At 42.0% G+C, this 20,818-nt stretch carries 10 protein-coding genes; 8 read left to right on the forward strand and 2 right to left on the reverse strand.

Annotated features, from left to right (window positions below):
• Window positions 1-23: 23 nt before the first annotated feature.
• Complete coding sequence (locus tag GDK41_RS07945) at window positions 24-227, reverse strand: hypothetical protein (protein ID WP_152085900.1); 204 nt, start codon at window positions 225-227, stop codon at window positions 24-26.
• Window positions 228-304: 77 nt separating this feature from the next.
• Between GDK41_RS07945 and GDK41_RS07950 the strand changes: the two genes are divergently transcribed.
• Window positions 305-796, forward strand: a complete 492-nt coding sequence (locus GDK41_RS07950) for a GNAT family N-acetyltransferase (protein ID WP_152085901.1) — start codon at window positions 305-307, stop codon at window positions 794-796.
• 15 nt (window positions 797-811) lie between these two features.
• Here GDK41_RS07950 and GDK41_RS07955 read toward each other — a convergent pair whose 3' ends face one another.
• Window positions 812-1,333 (reverse strand): TetR/AcrR family transcriptional regulator, encoded by a 522-nt coding sequence (locus GDK41_RS07955; protein ID WP_152085902.1) that lies wholly within the window; start codon window positions 1,331-1,333, stop codon window positions 812-814.
• A gap of 427 nt (window positions 1,334-1,760) precedes the next feature.
• Between GDK41_RS07955 and GDK41_RS07965 the strand changes: the two genes are divergently transcribed.
• From GDK41_RS07965 to GDK41_RS07995, 7 genes are all read left to right on the forward strand, one after another.
• The gene (locus tag GDK41_RS07965; protein ID WP_152085903.1) at window positions 1,761-3,353 is read left to right on the forward strand and encodes an ABC-F family ATPase; all 1,593 of its coding nucleotides are present in this window, start codon (window positions 1,761-1,763) and stop codon (window positions 3,351-3,353) included.
• 244 nt (window positions 3,354-3,597) lie between these two features.
• Window positions 3,598-4,080 (forward strand): 5-(carboxyamino)imidazole ribonucleotide mutase, encoded by a 483-nt coding sequence (purE, locus tag GDK41_RS07970; RefSeq protein ID WP_152085904.1) that lies wholly within the window; start codon window positions 3,598-3,600, stop codon window positions 4,078-4,080.
• A gap of 1 nt (window position 4,081) precedes the next feature.
• Complete coding sequence (locus tag GDK41_RS07975; RefSeq protein WP_152085905.1) at window positions 4,082-5,230, forward strand: 5-(carboxyamino)imidazole ribonucleotide synthase; 1,149 nt, start codon at window positions 4,082-4,084, stop codon at window positions 5,228-5,230.
• A 59-nt stretch (window positions 5,231-5,289) separates the two neighbouring features.
• Window positions 5,290-6,219 carry a YeiH family protein gene (locus tag GDK41_RS07980; protein WP_152085906.1) on the forward strand — a complete coding sequence of 310 codons (930 nt, stop codon included), beginning with the start codon at window positions 5,290-5,292 and terminating at the stop codon, window positions 6,217-6,219.
• Window positions 6,220-6,448: 229 nt separating this feature from the next.
• Entirely contained in the window at window positions 6,449-8,926 is a 2,478-nt protein-coding gene (locus GDK41_RS07985) for a S9 family peptidase (RefSeq protein ID WP_152085907.1), read from the forward strand.
• 336 nt (window positions 8,927-9,262) lie between these two features.
• Window positions 9,263-10,045 (forward strand): sporulation protein, encoded by a 783-nt coding sequence (locus tag GDK41_RS07990; protein WP_152085908.1) that lies wholly within the window; start codon window positions 9,263-9,265, stop codon window positions 10,043-10,045.
• Between the two features lie 726 nt (window positions 10,046-10,771).
• Window positions 10,772-20,818 carry a non-ribosomal peptide synthetase/type I polyketide synthase gene (locus GDK41_RS07995; RefSeq protein ID WP_232056548.1) on the forward strand — a complete coding sequence of 3,349 codons (10,047 nt, stop codon included), beginning with the start codon at window positions 10,772-10,774 and terminating at the stop codon, window positions 20,816-20,818.

Raw genomic sequence — 20,818 nt, forward strand, 5'->3', positions numbered from 1 at the left:
AAGCATTAGCCCCAAATTATTTACTAACCGTTAGTTGAGTTTTGTTTTAGGTAATTGGGTAAGAGCTCTTCAACTATCTTTTTTGCGGGGATAGTGTAGCGCACGCCGCTAAACATCACCGATGTATGTTCATCAATTCCCGTTATCCCAGTTAACGTCCAGCCTTCTCCTCGTTCGGGGCAAAGAACCTTAGTGGTTGGTGGGATCACTTTAAATTCGTCTGACATAATCACTCCACGTTAGACTTATTTTTGCTGCCTAGTTTATACTAATTTAGCAAATTGCCAATTGAGAACTCACACAAATGCAGTTACTAACCTCAAGGCTGCTCCTTAAGCCGATCACTTATCGTGATAGCGCAAAGCTGCATGCACTTTTAAATGACCCTCTGATCTCTCGGTATAACGATTATGGCTGCAGTGTTTCACAACTGGATGTAAGAGCACTGATCCAATGGGATTTAGAGCAAAGTTATTTGGGTTTAGGCAACCGGTTAACCATAAATTGCAAAATAAATGGCATGATAGGCTGCGTAGGGCTTTATGAGTATAACCGCGCGTTGCGTGAAGTATATATCGGCTTTGAACTATCGCCGTCTCAATGGGGAATGGGATTGATGGCTGAGGCTATAGAATGTGTTATCTCGAATATAAGCCAACTAATTGATGTTAAAGGTAACATTAATTTGTTGGCTCGGGTGCAAGCTGATAACTTACGCTCTGTTAAGTTACTAGAGCGTCAAGGATTTATTAAATTAGAGTCTAATGATTATAGTAAGTTGGTTATGATTACATAAGTTAATGTAGCGAGCTTATTGAATGGATTGCAGCTTATTGCTCAATAAGCGCACTAGCGAATCAACCGTCGAATTATCATCGTTCAGTCCTACCAACAGCGTCATAAAGTAACAGTCCATCATAATGTCAGCCTTGTGCACGTCATAAGGCTGACCTGCAAATAGCATTTGCTTAAATGCGTCTAGTTGAGCTGAAAAATAATCTTGTTGCCAAATAATGCCAGATAAAAGCTCTTTACTGAATTCTCGATTACTTAAGTAAAATTGGTAAAGGTATTTCGCATAGTGCCTAAGTCTTAGCCTTGGCGTATGAAGCTTCTCAGTTTCAGAAGCTTGCGCTAAAACCAGCTCAATTTGGTGGTGCATAGCAGTTTTCAAAATATCTAACTTAGTTGGAAAGTGAGAGAAAACGGTGCCTGTAGCAACCCCTGCTAATTGGGAAATCTGCCGAGTTGTTGTTTGAACATAACCATGTTCAATGAATAACTGCCAGCTAGCATCAAGAATACTCTGCTTTGTTGATGTTTTTTTATTCATATGAAATCCAGTGTGTTAGATGCTATTAGTTTAACACAGAGAGAAAAAAACAAACAAATCACTTGAAATTGAGCGCGCTCATAAACAATAATGAGCGCGCTCAATTTGATTAACGTATTATTAAGGATGGCGTAGTGTGATAATTTTAGGATATATGTTGTTTTTACCTTTTATTTGTTTTTATAGTTTTGTTTTAGGTCCTGTTTTGAAATGCGTGTTGATCCCAGGCGGGTTGGCCATTTTGATGTTGATTATGGGCCCCAAAGAGTTCATGTACAGTATGAACAGAGCGCAACAATCGCGTTCACCTAACAAACGTGTAGAACTAACATAGTTTTACGCTCCAGATTAGTTTAAAATTGGGTTTTTAGGTTTCGGGTTGTCTGTTTGTAACAGTCGCCCAAGATAACTTTCCTAGGAGCCCACTATTTTAAGCGCAGCTAATGTCACCATGCAGTTTGGTGCAAAACCTCTTTTCGAGAACATTTCAGTAAAGTTTGGCGATGGTAATCGTTATGGTCTAATTGGAGCAAATGGGTGTGGTAAATCTACATTTATGAAAATCTTAGGCTCTGAACTTGAGCCAAGCACGGGTAATGTGAGCGTCTCGCCAAATACACGTTTAGCCAAGTTAAGCCAGGACCAGTTTGCCTATGAAGAATACAGCGTTATTGACACTGTAATTATGGGTCACAAAGAGCTATGGGCGGTTAAATCAGAGCGCGATCGCATTTATTCTTTGCCAGAGATGAGTGAAGAAGATGGAATGAAGGTGGCTGATTTAGAAACCGAATTTGCCGAAATGGATGGTTACTCAGCGGATTCTAAAGCTGGTGAATTGCTCTTAGGGGTGGGCATTCCAACAGAGCAACATTATGGTCCTATGTCAGAAATAGCACCCGGTTTTAAACTGCGCGTTTTACTAGCGCAAGTTTTGTTTGCCGATCCTGATATCATGCTGCTCGATGAGCCGACCAACAACTTGGACATTTATACCATAAAGTGGCTTGAGGATGTGCTTAATCAACGCGACTGCACCATGATTATTATCTCTCACGATCGTCACTTTTTAAACTCTGTTTGCACCCACATGGCAGATATTGATTACGGTGAACTGAGAGTTTATCCAGGTAATTACGATGAGTATATGTTTGCCGCAACGCAAGCTCGAGAGAAGTTACTTAGTGAAAACGCGAAAAAGAAAGCGCAAATTGCAGAGCTTCAACAGTTCGTTTCGCGATTCTCTGCAAACGCTTCTAAAGCAAAGCAGGCCACGTCTCGTGCTAAGCAAATTGATAAAATTCAATTAGATGAAGTTAAAGCATCATCTCGTCAGACGCCATTTATTCGTTTTGAACAATCAAAACAGTTATTTAGAAATGCACTTGAAATATCGAGCTTGTCACAAGGCTATGAAAGCACATTATTTAGTGGTTTAGAAGCCCTTGTTGAAGTGGGTGAGCGTATCGCTATCATCGGTGAAAACGGTGTGGGTAAATCTACTTTGTTACATACACTTGCTGGGCGATTAGCGCCAAAGGCGGGTGAGTTTAAATGGTCTGAAAATGCTAATATTGGTTACTATGCTCAAGACCATGCGGACGAATTTGAAAAAGATAGAACTGTATTTGAGTGGATGGAACAATGGCAGCAAGAAGGTGATGATGAACAAGTTGTTCGTAGTTACTTAGGGCGTATGTTGTTCTCTCAAAATGATATTAAGAAGCCGGTAAAAGTACTTTCTGGTGGTGAGCAAGGCCGCATGTTATTTGGTAAGTTAATGATGCACAAGCACAATATCTTACTAATGGATGAGCCAACAAACCACATGGATATGGAATCAATTGAAGCATTAAATTTGGCACTAGAACAATATGAAGGCACGCTGTTCTTTGTATCTCATGATAGACAATTCGTGTCCTCATTGGCGACTCGAATATGGGAAATTAAAGATGGTAAGATTATTGACTTTAGAGGCAACTACGAAGAGTACTTAGCAACACAAGAGCAAGCTAAGTAACAGAATAAAAGCCGCGCTTATGCGCGGTTTTTAATTGCGATAAGATTATTCAATTACAGTATACCCGCGCTTTTAAAGTGCTTATCTTATCCAAAGGGCCCAGTTTGCAGGCCTCAAAACAATGGTATTACCTCGCTATTTAGGTATAATACCGCGCAAAAATTAATGTTGTTTTGAGTACCCCAATTATTGCTCAAAACAGTTTTTTATAACGTATCGTTACATTCAATACCGAGGATTTATTATGACGGTTGGCATTATCATGGGTTCAAAGTCCGATTGGCCTACAATGCAGCATGCAGCAGACATGCTAGACAAATTTGGCATCGAATATGAGACAAAAGTTGTTTCAGCTCACCGTACTCCTCAATTACTTGCAGATTATGCATCGAGTGCTGCAGAGCGTGGCATTAAAGTGATCATTGCAGGTGCAGGCGGCGCTGCACATTTACCTGGTATGGCTGCAGCATTTACAAGTTTGCCAGTATTAGGCGTACCAGTTAAATCTAAAACTTTAAACGGTGTTGATTCTTTGCTGTCTATCTGTCAAATGCCAAAAGGGGTTGCAGTGGGTACCTTGGCGATAGGTGACGCTGGGGCTGCAAATGCAGGATTGCTAGCGGCGCAGATATTAGGTTGTCAACAGCCAGAGATTTTTGCCAAGGTCGAAGCGTTCAGAAAAGAACAAACCGAGACCGTGTTAGCTAATCCAAATCCAGCCGAGTAATATGAATATTTTAGTTTTAGGAGCAGGGCAACTTGCTCGTATGATGAGCTTATCGTCGACTCATCTTGACCTACATGTTCTTGCGTATGATGTTGCTTCAAAGCAAGTAATGAATCCTGTTACCTTTGACGTGACGTCGTACACGTTAGCGCAAGCAATTGAAAGAAGTGACGCTATTACTGCTGAGTTTGAACATATACCTCACGACGTGCTGACTTTATGCGCGCAAAGCGGCAAGTTCTATCCAGGCGAACAGGCAATAAAAACCGGTGGCGACAGAGCCTTGGAAAAAGCATTGTTGGATAAGGCAAAAGTTGCGTGTGCACCATATCAGTTAATTACTGAAAAAAGCCATTTTTTAACTGCGATTGACAGCCTAGATCTGCCGCTTGTTGTAAAAACCTGTCAAGCAGGATACGACGGTAAAGGACAATGGCGTGTTAAGAGTAAAGATGATGTCGAATCTATTTGGTCAGAAATGGCGCAATTCCTCGCATCAGGCACAGACACGTTACCACATACCATTATTGCTGAAAAAATGATCCCCTTTGATAGAGAAGTATCAATTATTGGGGTTCGTGATAAGCATGGTGAATGCAAAATATATCCGTTAACGGAAAACCAGCATACTAATGGCGTTTTAACGTTATCGATAGCAGGTAAAGAAAAGCCCACAATAGAGCAACAAGCTAAAGATGCATTTAATGCGTTGGCGCAAGAGCTGGATTACGTTGGTGTGCTAGCCATTGAGTTTTTTGATGTGCAAGGGCAACTATTGGTTAATGAAATAGCGCCACGCGTGCACAACTCAGGGCATTGGACTCAGCAAGGGTGTCATGTAAGCCAATTTGAAAACCATATGCGTGCAGTGGCTGGCCTGCCGTTAGGGTCAACAGAACTATTACGACCAACTGCGATGATTAATGTGCTTGGGCAGGCTGCAATTCCTACACAAGTGTTAGCAGTAAGCGATACGACGAGTCATTGGTATGGCAAGTCGGCGAAGCCGGGTCGAAAAATGGGGCATATCAATGTATCGGGCAGTGATTTGTTGCAACTAAGTGAGCGCTTGGAGCAACTTGCCAAAGTGCTACCTGAACAGGATTACCCTGGAGTGTCACAAACTGCGCATAACCTCAAAGGTATTTGAGTTTTTAAAAAGCCGAGTTTAGCTCGGCTTTTTAATGCATATAAGAAAGATAATTACCCATGGTCAATCAACACCACACTAAACTGCTTTTTCTCGCGCTTTTTGTATTGAGCTTTACCCCTATCATAAGTGCTGCGCTCGCGCTTGCTCTGGGTATCGTGTTCGCTTGGGTTTTGGGTAACCCATTCGAAGTACAAAGTAACAGCCTGAGTAAGTGGCTATTAAAAGTTGCCGTAATTGGGCTGGGCTTCAATGTTGATATTATGGATGTATTGGAAGTTGGTCGCAGTTCTATTGTGCTAACGATAGTCAGTATTACGGCGATTATTGGTCTTGGCGAGTTACTAACTCAGGCATTTAGATTGAACCGAAATATTGGTGTACTGATTTCTTTTGGCACTGCGATTTGTGGTGGTAGTGCTATTGCCGCAATGGCTCCGGTTATAAAAGCAAAACAGCATGAAATAGCCGTTTCGTTAGCGGTGGTTTTTTCACTTAATGCAATTGGTCTATTATTGTTCCCTTGGATTGGTAACTTGTTATCTCTAAGTGATGAGCAGTTTGCGACTTGGGCTGCTTTAGCGATTCATGATACTAGCAGTGTGGTTGCAGCTGCAGCCACATTTAGCCCATTTGCGGTTGGCATAGCAACAACTATTAAATTAACACGGGCAATGTGGATCATACCTTACACTGCTGCCGCCGGAGTGTTTTGGAAAAGTGAAGAACGTACCAGCATTCCATTGTTTATATTCGGTTTTTTGTTGGCGGCTGTGTGTAATAGTTTCTTAGTTGCTTATGAGCCAATTTGGCAAGCTCTGTACATTGGCGCTAAACATATGCTCGTGGCTACTTTATTTTTAATAGGTACCTGTGTATCTAAATCGGTTATCTATCAAACGGGCTGGCGACCCTTTGCTATGGCAACGGTACTTTGGGTGATTGTCAGTAGCGTGCTGTTAATTTTAATTTTGGATAAATTAATTTAAATTATTTTGAACTGTTCACTTTTTTACGGGTCTTATATTTTGAGGCGTGGATAGGCCTCACTTCATAATCGTTGTCCATCAGCGACTATGTGAGCGCAGAGAGTATTTGGCCAGTAACATTTACTGGCCTTTTTTTGTCTTAAAACTTGGTTGTTTATCTTAAATATATCGAATTTACTAGGTACATTTGATTTAATGGTAAAAACATAACAACCTAAAAAGAAGCGCTATGATTAAACAATCTCTTCTCTCTTTTGCTGTTGCATCCAGCTTGATGCTTACAGGCTGTCAAACCACAAAACAAAAAAACCAAAGCGAAATCGAAGTAGCAGAAAAGCCGATTCAGTCAGTAGTTGCTACACCTGTCGATTTTGGCGGTGAAAACATAACACTAGAACAAGCAATGGCGCATCCGGATTGGATCAGCCGAAAGCCAGAGGGAGCGTTTTGGGCTGCTGATAGCAACACTGCTATTTTTAATCAAAAGCAAGTTGGCAATGAGCTGCGTGATACTTTCATGGTTACAACGTCATCCGCACCACAAAAAGTGATGCTTGATAAGTTACACTCAGTTGGCGCTAATAACGCAATTTACTCGCGCGATGGTCGCTATCAGGCCTATACCTTTGAAGGTAACGTGTTTGTCAAAGACATCTCTTCTGGTGATCTTAAACAAATAACACATAGTTCGCAGACCGAATATGACCTGCAATTTTTAATTTCTGGTGAGCTTGCCTATCGAATAGATAATACATTTTATCGCGTTGATTTGGCCTCTGGGCGCACCCACGAAATTGTAAAACTACACCTGAGCGAAGAGCCAAAGGGTTTACAAGATCCAAGTACCTACATTGCCAAAGAGCAACATAAACTGATCGACTTTGTAGCTTTGCAACATAAAAATAAAGCGGATAAGCAAGCTCGAGAGCAAGCATTAAAGAAAACGAATGCTACCATAGCAGATAACCATTTCTATTTAGGCAAAGACAAACAGTTAATTGAAGCCAGTTTATCTCCGGCGGGTGATAAACTGATCGCGGTAATTAGCGAGCCTCGTTCATGGCGCGATGATGGCGATATTATGCCAAACTATGTGAGCCAGGATGGTCACATCGAGTCTGTGCCTGCTCGACGTAAGGTTGCAGATGCGAAGAGCTATTCATCGACGGTTATTTTTATCGATATCGCTTCTAAGCAACAAACAGAGCTGGCATATGATACTCTGCCAGGTTTTGATGAAGACGTACTTGCTACGGTAAAAAAAGAGAATGCGGCTAGAGAGGGTAAAACGTATCAGTCTAAAAAGGCACCACGTGATATAAACTTAATGCCGCCTTGGGGACTTGAGCCTGTGCAATGGAATAGCACTGGTGATGAAGTAGCGCTAATGTTGGAAGCATGGGATAACAAAGACAGATGGATCGCGACTGTTAATTTTGATAAGCAACAACTTGTCTCTCAGCACCGTTTGCATGATGAGGCATGGGTAAACTATGCACACAACGATTTTGGCTGGTTTAATAACTCTAACACGCTTTATTATTTATCAGAACAAAGTGGCTACAGCCATGTTTATAGTAAGCCTCTCAATGGTAAAGCAACGCAGTTGACTAAAGGGAAATACGTCGTATCAGACTTAACGTTAGCTAAGAACGATGGACATATTTATTTTAAAGCGAATGTAAAGCACCCTGGGATCTATGAAATATATCGTGTTGATACACAAACAGGTGAACGAGAGCAACTAACAGACTTAAATGGCATGACTGATTACAGTCTGAGCCCTGATGAAAGCAAGCTACTGTTAACACATTCTAAAGTGATGATGCCTGAAGAATTGTACATATCACAGACGAAACCTAATGCAGTAGCAAAGCGCGTTACGCATACAGTTTCAGACGCATTTTTGAATAAAAAACTTGTTGCACCAAAGATTGTTGCTGTACCTTCAAGTCACAGTGAAGAACCTATCTATTCAAGAGTATATTACCCAACTGACTACGTTGAAGGAGAAACAGGCAAAAAGCGTAAGGCCGTTATTTTTAACCATGGTGCAGGATATACGCAAGACGCGCATATGGGATGGTCATACTACTTTAGGGAGTTTATGTTCCATTCATTGCTTGCAAATGAAGGCTATGTGGTAATGGATATGGATTACCGCGCGTCAAAAGGCTACGGCAGAGATTGGCGAACTGCAATATATCGCCATATGGGTAAACCAGAGATTGAAGATTTAGTCGATGGTGTGAACTGGATGGTTGAAAACACCAATGTAGACAGAGAAGCCGTTGGTACTTATGGTGGCTCTTATGGTGGGTTTATGACCTTTATGGCTCTGTTTACTCAACCTGATGTATTTAAAGCGGGTGCGGCTATTAGACCTGTGACAGACTGGGCTTATTACAACCATGGCTATACCTCTAATATATTGAACCACCCAGATGTTGACCCGATTGCGTATGAGCGCAGCTCTCCAATGTACTTTGCAGAAGGGTTAAAAAACGAATTGTTGATCAATGCCCCAATGCTTGATGACAATGTGTTCTTCCAAGACGTTGTGCGTTTAGTGCAGCGTTTAATTGAACTAGAAAAAACAGGCTTTGAAACGGCCATTTACCCTATTGAACCGCATGGCTTTAGACAGCCATCAAGTTGGTTAGATGAATATCGCCGTATTTATAAGCTATTTAAAGAAAACCTTTAAGTAACTTTGCAAAACGCCAGCTTGATAGCTGGCGTTTTTGTTATATGCCTGTGAAAGGTGCGCTTTGTATGAATATCTGTACTTAACTAAGGTAAAAGAATTCCTTTCATGCACATAAATCATCTATTATTTCTCGGTTTTATCTATGGTTGGGTGTTCTTTATGTGGAGGCTAACAGGTTCTCGTGTTTTTTTGCTATGCAAGCCTGATTTTGTAGTTAACAATGACGATATAAATAAAATTATGCTGTCATTTGTTAATCTTTAAATTGTGGTTAATTTGCTCATCACACAAGTAGCTTATGAGCAGAGTATTGAGTCAAACATAAGGATAAGCATGTCGTTTTTCAAAAAAGTGCTGGGCAGTGTTGGTATTGGCGCTGCTAAAGTGGATGCGCTATTGGATCATAATGAACTGTCACCGGGCGAGACGCTGAGTGGTGTAATTAAAGTCATTGGAGGCAAGGTTGCACAAGAGATCAACAAAATTGATTTGGATGTTATGTGTAACTATACGTTTGAGTATGAAAACAACGAGGGTGAAGAAGTCATAGAGGTCAGAGAATACAGGCTTTCCCAGTTTCAATTGAATGAAAAATTTACGATTGAGCCAGAAGAAGAAAAGTACCTTCCATTTGCTTTTCAATTAGAGCTAGAAGCCCCTATTTCTGTTGGACACTCAAGAACGTGGCTTGAGACGAACCTAGATATCGATATGGCGATTGACAAAACAGATAAAGATTATATCTATGTTGTACCTAGCGAGCTGCAGCAGGCGGTTATCAACGCGCTGTGCAATCTGGGTTTTGAACTTTACCATGCCGATTGCGAAGGTGTGGAGTCAGCGAAGTTTTCAAGGCTTCCTTTTGTTCAAGAATTGGAGTTTAAAACAACTTCTGGTGATTTTCACGGCAAGTTTGACGAAGTTGAACTGGTTTTTTTCAATAAAGGAGCGCAACTAGAGGTGGTTTTTGAGATAGATCGAAAAGCGCGTGGTTTTGCTGGTTTTTTCAAAGAATCACTTGATTTAGATGAGTCAAAGGTGAGGTTAGTCGTAACGCAAGATAATATTGAAGCCCTAGAGAGCATTATCTATGACATGCTAGAGGCCAACACATAATTTAAATTTTTAAGATAAGGTGGTCAGGCCTTTTCAATAACAGCGCCTAGCGTCGATTGCTGGTCTGACACTTGCGTCAAAGTGTGCCCACTTAGTTATCCTTAAATAAACCCTTCTACTGTGCCTTATATGGGCTCACATCAATGCATTAGCGAAACAAAAAACCATTTAACCTGTAAGTTCTGTATAAATAATGTACAGCAAAAAATAAATTAGCAAAATAAATTAGTTAGGCTAAGCTTTTTTAGGAAACAGCCTTTTTACGCTAATTTTTTGCTGAACGCATATTTATTGTCACTTTAGTTCTCTTATCAAACATAGAGAAAACGCGTAAATACTCAGCATGGCGCGCACTGTAGTCGTCTACTTATGCAGTTAGAGTATGAAGAACTTTTTTGTTAATATGTTGTTTTATTTTTGTTTTTATGATTACAATTAAAACCACTTAGTTGAGTCTATCTGTAGGTCTAAGACTGTTAAGTTGTAAGGAATTATTTGTAGTTCTGCTGTCGTTTAAACGAGATATGTGATTTCTGCTTGACTCTTAAATAAATGTAACTAATTGACATAATGCGAATTAGTTAAGGCGGGAGTAGTTGACTGGTATTTTACTTTACTAGTTACCCAAGGAAGTACAGCGATTGAGTTTTGCACAAACTCATTTGTTGTACTAAACACATTAATTGGTTTTTATCAGTTATAACTCGTAAACGTAAGGTGCACTTTTTGAGCGCTTTGCTAAACGTTGATGGGCACGGAATGAATACAAATATCGTAGCGTCTTTGGTCAAACTGGCTAAGACTCGTGGCAATGATGTCGCATATCAATATTTCTTCGAAGATGGTCAGCCTTGTAAAACACTCACATACGCTCAACTCGATCATAAAGCCAGGTTGATTGCAGCTGGCCTTAAACCTCACTTTAGCAAAGGCGATAGGGCATTGCTGCTTTACCACTCAGGATTTGAGTTTGTTGAAGCATTTTTTGCGTGCCTTTATGCCGGTGTCATTGCTGTGCCTGCATATCCTCCCAAGAAAAATCAAAATATCGATAGGTTACGCAATATTATTGAAGACGCGGGCGCTTTAGGTGCGCTGACGACTGCAAAAATATACGAAATTGCAGGGCCATTGTTTGAATCTGAGCAGGGGTTGCAATCATTGCCCTTGTTTACCACAGATGAACAGCTGTGTAATTGTGCTGCCCCACTTGATTGGCAAGATATAGCTGTACTGTCCGATGACATTGCCTTTTTACAATATACATCTGGGTCGACGGGTAATCCTAAGGGCGTAATTGTTGACCATGGAAACATCATTGATAACGAACAAATGATGAAAGAAGCGTTTGGTCACGATGAACATACGCCGATTGTCAGCTGGTTACCTCATTTTCATGATATGGGACTCATTTTTGGCATTTTGCACCCGATTTACATTGGTTCAAGCGCCGTACTTATGAACCCAACCTATTTTTTACAAAAGCCGTTTCGTTGGCTCAAATTGCTTAGTGAGAGCAAAGGAGTAACCTCCAGTGCCCCGAACTTCGCTTACGATTTATGTGTTGAGACAGTCAAAGAGAGTGAGCTTGCATTGCTCGATCTTTCTCATTGGCGCAGAGCATTGAATGGCGCCGAGCCTGTACGAGCGAGCACTCTTGAGCGATTTTATCAAAAATTTAAAGCTTGTGGCCTAAAGCGCGAGGCGTTATCTCCGTGCTATGGAATGGCGGAAACAACCCTGTTTGTCACAGGTAATAAACTAGGAGACAGTGCAAAAATATTGCGTTTGGACGCGAAGAAGCTGCAACAAGGTCAAGCTATACCTATACCAATCACAGAGGATCAGCCTAGCGTCGCGTTTTGCGATTTAAAACACGATAAGCCAGCAACTGAATACCATGCGGTGTCGTGTGGAATAACATGGCATGACCATGAAATAGCCATTGTTGATCCTAAAAGCAAACGACGGTTAGACGATGGGTGTGTTGGTGAGATATGGATTAATGGACCGAGTGTTGCAAAAGGGTATTGGCAGCGAGCAGAACAAACAGTAGATGTATTTGAAGGTTATATAGACTCAGAAGAACATCGGCCTTATTTACGTACCGGTGACCTTGGCTTTTTACATGATGGGGAGCTTTACGTAACTGGCCGTGATAAAGATGTTTTGATATTTAGAGGAAAGAATCACTATCCACAAGATATCGAGCTTAGCGTTAGCCTTGCTGATAATGCTTTAGACGGCAATGGTAGCGCCGCGTTTTCAATAACTACCGAGCAGGGTGAAGAAGGTTTAGTGGTTATTCAGCAGGTTAAGCGAACTGCTATCAGAAAGTTAGATACCGATAAGGTATTGTCAGCCATAACCCAAGCTATCATTGACAATCACGGTATAACGCCTCATGCGCTGTTACTAGTAAAGCCTGGCCGTATTTTGAAAACGTCGAGTGGAAAAATTCAACGCCAAGAAAATAAGCGCAATTACTTACAAAATAAATTCGACCCAATTGCGAGTCGCAAAGCACTGAGTAATTCTAACGAACAAAATACAGATAATAACAATGTTACTAATGTACCCGGTGATGATGATAAACGGCTTTTAGAGGTGAGCGTGCAACGCGCATTGTGCGAAGTTATTGCTACAGAAATTGAAAGCCAGAGTGAACAGCTAGACGTTGATGCTTCATTTCAGTCACTGGGTATTGATTCGATGAAAGCCGTGCGTGTGTCTGGTGAGTTGATGGAATTACATGACGTTGAGCTTGAACCTACCGTTTTGTTTGAATACCCAACGATTGCACTGCTGGCAAAGCATTTATGCGAGTTTGAACAAGTTCAACATGCTTTTATGGGTTCAAAGGTTGATGCAACGTTTAGACAAAAATCCAATCTTAATAATTCATACAACTTATCTGTTGGTCAGACAGGGCAAGAAGACATTGCAGTAATAGGTATGGCTTGTCGATATCCCAAAGCAAATAACCTGCAACAATATTGGCAGCTTTTAGCACAGGTGGGCTGTTCAATATCTGCAGCAGACTCATCACGTGAACATCTTTGCCCTAATTTTGATATGAATAGGTTAGGAGGCTACCTAGACGATATTGATTGCTTTGATCCAACAATGTTTGCCTTGTCGCCCTCTGAGGCTAAGCATATTGACCCTCAGCATAGAATACTACTTGAGACGTCATACCATGCCATTGAGTCTGCGGGTTTATTGCCAGCAGAGCTATATGGTCAGGAAGTGGGGGTGTATGTTGGTATCTCTCAAAATGACTATTTTGGGATCTCTCACAAAGCGCAATCCGAAAACCCATATTTAGGAACTGGAACGGCGTTAAGTATCGCAGCTAATCGACTCTCATATACATTCAATTTTACGGGCCCAAGTTTGGCAATTGACACGGCCTGCTCATCGTCACTTGTTGCACTGCACCATGCAATGCAAGCAATGCGTAACTCGGATCTGCCCTTAGCTATGGTTGCTGGCGTTAACCTTATTCTTAGCGATGAAGTATCTAATGCTTGTAAAAATGCACAGATGTTGGCACCAGATGGGTTATGTAAAACATTTTCAGATAGTGCCGATGGTTACGTTCGTAGCGAGGGAGTAGGGTGCATATTATTAAAACCGTTAGCTCATGCACTTGCTGATAACGATCCTATTTACGGTGTATTGAAAGGAAGTGCGATTAATCAAGATGGGCGAAGTAATGGCTTAACCGCCCCCAATGGCATTGCACAGCAGCAAGTGATTAAGGCTGCATTAGCTGACGCTCAAATAGAACCTGAAAACATCGACTATGTAGAAGCACATGGCACGGGCACTAAGCTTGGTGATCCCATTGAAGTGTCTGCCTTAAATAAAGTTTACGCGCAAAATCGTAATGCCACTCGCCCTTTGATAGTCGGATCTGCAAAAGCAAATATCGGGCACTTAGAGTCAGGCGCCGGTATTGCAGGGGTTATTAAAACGCTGTTGTGTTTTGAGCATAACCAGCTTCCTGGTCAACCTCATTGTGACAAGCTAAACACGCACATCCCGTGGCATAAAATTGCGGTTAGGGTACAAAATCAAACAACGCCTTGGCCCACAAATGATCAAGCGCAGCACTGTGCTGGCGTTAGCTCTTTTGGATTTGGTGGGACTAATGCACATGTTATTTGTCAAAGTGCGACACAAAACTTGGCTGCCAATCTTGACTTACAGTCACATAGTTTACCTTACATTTTGCCGTTATGTGCCAAAACCCCCGAGTCACTGATAGCGTTGGCAAAAAGTTATGGCAATACCTTACAAGGCTTAGATGCTGATAAATTTGATGCGCTTGTGTTGACTGCCGCTCATCGTCCACCATTTAAAAAAGGCGTGAGAACCGCGATATTTGCGCTTACTCAAACAGAGCTAGTGGATAACCTGACAAATTTCAATGATCAAGTAGAAGCATGGCAGGCAGTCCCGCCCAAACAGATATTTTTATTTACAGGACAAGGGACTCAATATGCGCAAATGGGTAAGGCATTGTATGAAACACAGCGTGTTTTCAAAAATGCCATAGATGAATGTGATGCATTATTAAAAAGTACATTAGGCAAAAGATTAACTGAGGCGCTATATCAGGTCGGTTATGAGCATTTAATCGAGCAACCTAAATGGACACAAGTTGCTATATTTGCAGTTGAATATGCACTGGCTAAGTTATTGATAAGCCTTGGCTTAAAACCTGACGTGGTGATTGGTCATAGCGTAGGCGAATATGCCGCAGCCTGTATCGCAGGGGTGTTTTCGTTGTCTGATGCAATTACGCTCATATCTACTCGTGCCAAGCTTATGGATGGACTTGAACCGACGGGAGCTATGATATCTGCACGATGTGATGCTTCTATCGCCAAACGTTTTGTCTCTGGAAATGAAGAAAACGTTGCTATATCGGCTTTCCATGGCGTAAGTGGTGTAGTGTTTTCAGGAAGTAACGCAGCGATTGATCAGATTTGTGAGCAATTAAGCGCTAATGAGATTAAATTTAAAGCGCTCAATACGGCAAGAGCTTTTCATTCGCCATTGATGCATCCGATGCTTGCTGAGTTTGAGCAGGTTGCAAAATGTATTTCATACTCTTCACCTGTTTGTGATTTTATTTCGACTGTAACAGGAAAGCTTGAGCAACAGGCTTTGAGTACACCAAACTACTGGGTAGAGCAAATAGTTAAGCCCGTAAAATTTGCTGATGCGTTAAATGAGTTACAAAAATTTGCTCACTTAACAGTAGTTGAAGTTGGTCCAAAGCCTGTGCTGAGTACGCTGGTACAAGAGAACTTGCCCAAAGCGAAAAGCGAATTTATATCCGTTCTAAGCCCAAAAGGTGACGATAGGTTGAGGTTATTGGCAGCAATATCTAGCTTCTTTGAGCTAGGGGCGTCAGTTGATTGGCTATCTATCTATCCACAAACCGATTATCGGCGTCAACCATTACCTATCTACCCTTTTGCTAAAGAAAGGTATTGGATTGGCAGGGACGAGTTAGTTGCGAGTAGCGAAGCTTCTATTAGTGAGTATCCACAGACGCAAGACCGCACTGATGCGATTCGCCAGTTTGTACTGAAAACATTGTCAAAACAGTTATCGATTGCTGTTGAAAGCATTGATATTGACCAACCACTGCTAGAAATGGGTGTTGACTCATTGATGATCATGCAGGCTGTTAGAGTCTATGAGAAAGAGTTTAAATTAGACTTTAGTGTTCGTCAGTTTTACGAAGAGTTAAGCTCTGTAGCGCGACTAGTTGAGTATATTGAGCTTAATAGTGACTATTTAACACAGCCTAAGGTTGCTAGCAAAAGTCATCAAGAGTTAGATAAAAATGTTCAAGATACTAGGAAAGAGTCAGTAGCAGTCAGTGACTCATCTTTAAGCGAACAAGCGATCACCGCTATTTGCCGCGAACAGCTACAGGCAGCCTCAAACGTAACCTCTGAACAAGCACGAATTAGTGTCGAAGCGATTGCAACAAAGCAACTTCAGATGATGCAAATTGCTTTGACGGGTAATACGCAGTTTTCAAATAAAGTTACTCAACCTTCTCCTGCGCCCAAATCGGCTCTAGTTCAAAAAAATACCGTGTTACCAGGTTTTCAAGCGAGGCAGATGAGTGCATCAAACGACAGTGAGCACATTAAACTTCATCAGTTGAGTTTAGCGAGCCAGTATTGTGCAAAAACAACTAGCTCAAAAGTGAAAGTAAGTGAACACCGAATGCATTTAGCCGATTGCAGGGCGTCAGCAGGCTTTAGGCTATCTAGCAAAGAAATGCTTTACCCTGTGTTTTCAAAGCGCTGTGCTGGCTCTCGGATCTGGGACATTGATGACAACGAATACATCGATATAACGATGGATTTTGGGGTTAACTTATTTGGCCATAAGAGTGAATTTATCACCCAAGCATTGTATGAGCAAATTGATGCTGGCCTGCAGTTAGGCCTCGCCAGCCCATTGGCGTGTGATGTGGCTGAGCTTATTTGTGAATTAACCTCTTTACAGCGGGCAACGTTTTGTAACTCAGGCACTGAAGCGGTAATGACAGCAATACGTTTAGCCCGATGCGTTACGAAGCGTTCAAAAATAGTGCAGTTTAATGGCGCTTATCATGGTCATTACGATGGTACGCTCGCGCATCCTGCACCGCAAGAAAATGGTGTAGAGCCAATGTGTGCCGGGGTTCGTCAAGGTGCTATTGCAGATAATCTAGTACTGGATTATGGCTCAGACGATGCGCTTGAGATCATTAGGCAAAATGCAGATTCAATTGCGGCAGTATTGGTTGAGCCAGTGCAAAGTCGTCATCCACAGTTACAGCCTTGGGGGTTTTTACATGCCCTAAGAGCCCTGACCCAAGAATTAGATATCGCATTAATATTTGATGAGATGATCACCGGGTTTAGGGCGCACCCTGGAGGAGTGCAAGCGATGCTTGGGATGCAGGCTGATATGGCGACATATGGCAAGATAGTAGGTGGTGGGTTGCCGATTGGTGTGGTTGCTGGAAGTGCCAAATATTTAGATGCGATAGATGGCGGCGATTGGCAATATGGCGATAATTCATATCCAAAAGTTGATACTACCTTTTTTGCGGGGACATTTTGTAAGCATCCTTTGGCAATGGCGAGTGCAAAAGCGGTACTCAGTGAGATCAAAAAACGCGGCGCTCAATGCCAAGCTAAAATTGCTGACAAAACAACTTATCTAAAAACGACCTTAAATGAATTTTTTAATCGCAATAGCATCCCTATCAGTGTGGAGTCATTTACCTCTTTATTTCGTTTTCGATTTAACCAAAACTTAGACGTTTTCTTTTATGAAATGCTCAACCGAGGCGTATTTATTTGGGAAGGACGTAATTGCTTTTTAAGTGATGCACACACCGATGAAGACGTAGAAGCAGTTATTTCTGCTGTAAAAGACAGCGTGCTTGCTTTAAAAGCAGCAGGCTACTTTGGACAAAACGATAACAGCAAGCACTTTGCTAGCAATAATGAAACATTACGTTTGACTCAAGCTCAGCAGCAATTGTTGGCTTTAGCGTTGCGTAGCACTCAAGGTGCTTGGGCATATCAGCTTCAGGGGACGGTAAAGCTGCAAGGTGTGCTTAATATCGACAGTTTAATTGAGGTAGTAGATAGACTATATCAAGTACTTCCTATTTTGAGTTACGGTGTTGACGTTGAAAGATTAAGTCTTAAAAAACAAGCTGCAGATCCGCAAAGACTTCGCTTTGAAAAGTGCGCAGTTAATGAAGACATCAGTGCAAAACTTGCTGATTTGCGATACGAAACATTTGACTTTGGTTCGCAGCAGTTATGTCGGTTTATTCTCATAGAGTCGCAGCAAAATTGCCATTATCTGACTATCGTTGCCCACCATTTGTTATACGATGGCATGGCAATCACTCAACTTATTAATGCTATTGCCCACTTTTACAATGGTGCGCTTGCGTCGGATGAGGCGCAGTTTGTTGACTTTACAGAGTATTTAGCAGCATTAAATGCGTATTGCAGTTCAACGCGTTATGACGTTGATGAGCAGTATTGGTTAAGTCAACTTAGAGATGCAGAACCAGTCGCCTTACCAACGAAAACGCATGCACCGAGTACACCGAGTTACGAGGTTGAGTCTGTAAAATACACAATTACACATCATGCAATTGATAACCTGAAAAGTCTTGCGAAGGAGTCTGGCGCTGGGGTTTTTGCAACGCAGCTCGCAATTTATATTTTATGGTTAAACAAGTTAACACGTCAGCCCATTGTCTCTGTGCTTATTCCTGTATCTTGTAGGCAATTGTTATCGGCCAATTATGATAGCGAAAACTTAGATAGCGGGTTAGTGGGTTATTGTACAAACACACTGGCCATTGTTATTGATGTTGATGCTCAACAGTGCGTAGAAGAGTTAGTAAAAGCGGTACAAAATCAACTGTTGGATGCCTTTGACCACCAATTTTATCCATACTCTGAACTTACAAACAAACCCTTAGCACTGCCTACTACCATGTTTAACATGGATAAAGTCCAAACCTTACCCCAGTTTAACAACTTGGTATGCAAACAGGTTGAGAGTCTGACTAGATATAATCAGTTTGAATTAACGTGCAACGTAACGTGTGTTGGTGAGCATTGGTCATTACAACTTGAATTTAATCGCGCTAGATTTGATAGAAGTTGGATAGACAATAGTGCCCACCAGCTAATAACTCTATTTGATAGTTTAAAAGGCTCAGATGCTTTAAATCAAAGGGTTTGCTCACTGCTGGATCAGCAAGCCTATCAAGATGTTTTGTTAACGCCACTGCAAAATGCACAGGCTGTTGATACAAGTTCACAATCGCCACGAGGCGTTTTTTTGGATGATCTGAAGCATATTGTCAGACATTCATCGCAAAAGGTGGCCGTACGCTGTGGCGACACTCAGCTCACTTACGCGCAGTTAGACGCCCGTATTAATCAAATGGCGAATTACTTTAAAGAAAAAGGCATAAGTCGCGGCGACCTCGTGGCGCTTGCTTTACCAAGGCAGACCGAGTTATTGGTGAGCGCTCTGGCGTTGCTTAAAGTTGGAGCAAGTTACTTACCACTCGATTTAGCGTATCCAAAAGACCGTATTATCGATATTTTGGAGGATGCACGTGTATCGCTGCTTGTTTGCGACGGTACAACCGAAGATGATTCTTTGATTAAAAAACTCTGCTGCGCTGCTATCAATTTAGACAATGATGCAGCAAAGATTGGGGCACAATCAGTCACCGCGATGCAGTACATGATATCGCCAGAAGATACAGCCTATGTGATTTACACCTCTGGCTCTACTGGGCGGCCCAAAGGGGTTGAGATATCACACGGGGCGTTGTCTAACTTTCTTCATGCAATGCGTCAAAAACCAGGAATGAATAGTCAGGATAGATTACTGGCTGTAACAACCTTTGCTTTTGATATCGCCATGCTAGAGCTATTTTTACCCCTCACCGTGGGCGCAGAAACAATCATAGCGAATGAGCAGATATGTAGCGACCCTGAAGCGATTGTTGATCACTTGTCTGAATATTCAATCACTATCATGCAAGCCACACCGACACTATGGCGCCTGCTATTAAACACAAGTAAGCACTGTGTCTCAGGGCTGAAAGTGTTATGTGGTGGAGAACCCCTAGAGCAAGGGCTAGCGCAGCAGATGCTTGCCGCTGGTGCAGAGCTTTGGAATATGTACGGACCAACAGAAACCACGATTTGGTCAGCCGTGAGTAAAATTGATGACGCGAATGAAATAACCATAGGCAAGGGTATAGATAACACCAGCTTGTATGTAATGGACGAGCATGCTGCCCCTTTCTCATTGCCATTACCGATAGGCGTATGGGGAGAGCTTTGGATTGGCGGGCTTGGATTAGCAAAAGGCTACCTAAATAGACTTGAGTTAACTCAGCAGCGTTTTATTGCGCATAAGTTTGACGAAAGGTTGTCACAGCGTGTGTATAAAACGGGCGACAGGGCGCGTCGCCTTGCCAATGGCACAATCGAATTGAAAGGCCGATTGGATCAGCAGGTCAAGCTCAATGGACATCGTATTGAGTTATCAGAGGTGGAGCATCATGTTTCACGGTTAATGGGCTGCACAGACATCAAAGTTGTGATCCAAAGTGAACCTAACACCCCCAGTATGTTATGTGCATTTGTCATTGACACAGGCGCGTTGTCATCATTGTGGACGTTGCCTAAGTTGCGTCAGATGCTTAGTCAATATTTGCCAAATTACATGCTACCAGAGCACCTTTGCTGGCTGAGTGAATGGCCGACAACGGCAAATGGTAAATTAGATGTCAAAGCTTTATCCGTAAATCATACAAAAACCACTAGCGTAGAAGCGCCATTACATTCACCTAAAACGTCAAGCGAGGAAAAGTTATTGCAATATTTTCAGCGCACTTTGAAAGTTGCGTCATTTTGCACTAACCAAAGCTTTTTTGACGGTGGGGGGAACTCTGTATTAGCCATGCATTTGGTCTCTCTTATCAACAAGGGTTTTGATATACGAGTGACGGTTGCTGATGTATTTGACTACCCAAGTGTAAGTTTGCTTGCACAGCGAATTGATGATCTTACGCACGCGCGAGCTGCTGCGGGCTCTGTGCCTGCGGTAAAACAGGTGAGTGACATTTTAAGCGGTAGAGACATAGGTGATGTATTAGCCGACCAATCCATGACAGAGATGGACTTATAA

It is taken from the genome of Pseudoalteromonas sp. A25, assembly GCF_009176705.1.
Classification (GTDB): domain Bacteria; phylum Pseudomonadota; class Gammaproteobacteria; order Enterobacterales; family Alteromonadaceae; genus Pseudoalteromonas.